This is a genomic window from Nitrobacter winogradskyi, from assembly GCF_006539545.1.
Classification (GTDB): domain Bacteria; phylum Pseudomonadota; class Alphaproteobacteria; order Rhizobiales; family Xanthobacteraceae; genus Nitrobacter; species Nitrobacter winogradskyi_A.
The window spans coordinates 1-503 of the sequence record NZ_BJNF01000172.1 but is presented as its reverse complement, the minus strand read 5'-3'; the positions used below and the strand labels follow the sequence as shown (position 1 = coordinate 503).

Here is a 503-nt window from a genome sequence, read left to right as displayed (position 1 = left end):
TGACCTAGCCAGCCTTGAGCCAGGACCTCGATCTTCCCGTCCGTGGAATCCAGTCCGATCGCTCTGGCTTCGTCCGCAGTCCTGGTCTATGCGGTCAGGGATGACGAAAGCACGTACCGCCAGATTCCAGATCGGCCAAATCGTTCGCCATCGGATTTATTCGTTTCGGGGTGTGATCTTCGATATCGACCCGGTCTTCAACAACACGGAAGAATGGTGGCTCTCGATCCCGGAGAATGTCCGGCCGCACAAGGATCAGCCATTCTACCATATGCTCGCCGAGAATGCGGATTCCGAATACGTGGCTTACGTGTCGGAGCAGAACCTTTTGCCAGACGACTCCGGCGAGCCAATCCGGCATTCGCAGGTGAAGGAGATTTTCATCCAGGATGAATCCGGCGATTATCGCCCCCGCAACCCGTCTCTGAACTGAGATCGTAGAGTCTTTCACTCTCTTCATGGAAACGGTGAAAGACCCTACCTTAGTATTTTTAACGCGTTTT

At 53.9% G+C, this 503-nt stretch carries 1 protein-coding gene; it reads left to right on the top strand.

Going from position 1 to position 503, the window contains the following annotated elements; genetic code table 11:
* The first annotated feature begins 100 nt into the window (after positions 1-100).
* Positions 101-433 carry a heat shock protein HspQ gene (gene hspQ, locus NWI01_RS18680; RefSeq protein WP_141385430.1) on the top strand — a complete coding sequence of 111 codons (333 nt, stop codon included), beginning with the start codon at positions 101-103 and terminating at the stop codon, positions 431-433.
* Positions 434-503 lie beyond the last annotated feature (70 nt).